The sequence below is a fragment of the Bartonella sp. AD328YNZD genome (genome assembly GCF_042196425.1).
This window is the reverse complement of sequence record NZ_JBHIQG010000412.1, coordinates 1-1912: the sequence shown is the minus strand read 5'-3', so window position 1 is coordinate 1912 and position 1912 is coordinate 1. Positions and strand designations below refer to the sequence as shown.

Here is a 1912-nt window from a genome sequence, read left to right as displayed (position 1 = left end):
CTAAAAGCTTTTTCTTCGGTTTCTCTTTAAGAACAGCTTGTCCTTGTTCTTTATAAGCCCCCCAATCGATTTGACTGCTTTCCAAATCAAATAGATTAATCCGTTGAATACGAACCTCTTGTCCTTCACAAGTCAGTTCAACATTGTCACTCCAATCTGTTTCGGTGCTATCAACCAGTATGCGACGGGTGAAGATCTTTTTGCCCGAGGCAGCAATAAAACTATCAATATCTTCTTTTTTAATTATGTGAGAAGCATCATAGCATTTACATTGAATAGCCGCATAGCCTCCTTCATCACGGATTGTAGCGACCAAATCAATCCCAATATCAGTTCCATTTTCTCCATGCTCTTGCGCCCATTCCAAATAAGTTTGAACCTTTTCGTATTCTTGCTTTTGCAACGGGTCTTCAGCTAAATAAACCTTTACAAGGTTTTCAAACAGCGTTCCCAATTCACGGGGTGATTTTGCCTTTTTACGGTAGAATTCCAACAGAGAGCGTAGCGTGACGTGTTCATTATCAGAATGATGAGGTTGAAGCATAAAGAATAGACTCCATAACTATCTACGATACAGATTAATTCTCTTCAAAAGAATCTAAATGAAATTAATTAAATCCATTTTGAATGAATAGTGAGAAAACTGGAAAAAATGCTAAAAAAGCCGATAATGTTTTCAAAAAGTTTTTTAAATGCTGCTTATCCACAGCCCATGAGAGAGATCAGATCAGCAAAGTAGTGAAATTTGCTATTTGTTTTATGAAAAAAAAGACAAATTTGATATGTGCTTTAAAATATCAGAATGAGTATTTTGATAAGTTTTATTACGAATTTTGCTTATAGGTTTTGAAGGTGTAAAAACCGTCAACCCCCCCTCAAAACGTATATTATTAGTTGAATTTATAGATTGCATTATCAATAGAGGTTGTTTTTTTAAGATCTGTAAAATCTTAACCTATTGAAATATAATGTTTTTACTTTTTATCGTTTTTTTACATAATAGCAGCAACCCTCAAAACTCAAAACCCCGTCAAAACCTATAGAGGTTGTGTTTTGGATATCTTTGACACAAGGTTAAAAGGACTCTTTATGTTTCTTCTTTTAAAAATGATAAAACAAAAACCCTCAAAGATAATTCGTAAACCCTCTGTTGGTACGATAAGATCTTTGAAGGTTTTAAGGACAACAAAAAATTACAATGGCTTCATTGCTTGATGCTGTTGTTTTTAACGAAAGGATTCCATTCATAGCGTATGGTAGGTCGACCACTTTGAGAGCTATTTTCCACTGATATTTGACGAATATGATTGGAACGACATAAGAGCTCTAAAGCTTGCTTAACGGCTCTATTATCTGTTAAACCGATCCAACTTCTTTGATGAATATCACGTAAAGTAAAGACATCGGGTAAATGATCACAGCGCTCGACAATCAATTTTGCCCCCTCTGTTGCTAAGCTATCCGCCGCCGCATAAAGACGTTTGACATGACTGAACAAATATTTTTCCCATCGCAAGGCTGTTTGAAGGGCATCTTTATTGATTTCAAAACGACCCCCTTCGGTTATTTCAAAAATCAACGCAAGACTTACTATGGTTTTAGGCATTTTCAAAAGATGCGCTTGTAAGCTTTCAGAAAGGTTGTTCTCTTTGGCTTCTTTAAAAATCTTTTGCATCCATTCACGAAAGATCTCTTGAGCTTCAGCAGAAAAGCGCATCACAAGAGGGTGTTCTGGTGAACCAAGGGGGTTATCATAAAGAGAACGAAATGCCCCTTCATACGTTTCCCATGCCTCTTGATTGGGCGGTCTATCAACCCATTTCCAATCTTTTGTCTCATCGGGAAAGACAAGCATTTGAAAGCGTTGTAAGAAACCATCATTGCCTTTGCCATATAAAACATTGCGTATAAA

The 1912-nt window shown here is 36.3% G+C and carries 2 protein-coding genes; both read right to left on the bottom strand.

The genetic code is table 11. The features are described 5' to 3' along the window. Positions 1-544: restriction endonuclease (locus ACFIO3_RS12335; RefSeq protein ID WP_375704545.1), on the bottom strand; the 544-nt coding region annotated here is incomplete at its 3' end. A gap of 660 nt (positions 545-1204) precedes the next feature. Continuing rightward, on the bottom strand, positions 1205-1912 hold a 708-nt coding region (locus tag ACFIO3_RS12330), incomplete at its 5' end, for a DUF3987 domain-containing protein (RefSeq protein WP_375608887.1).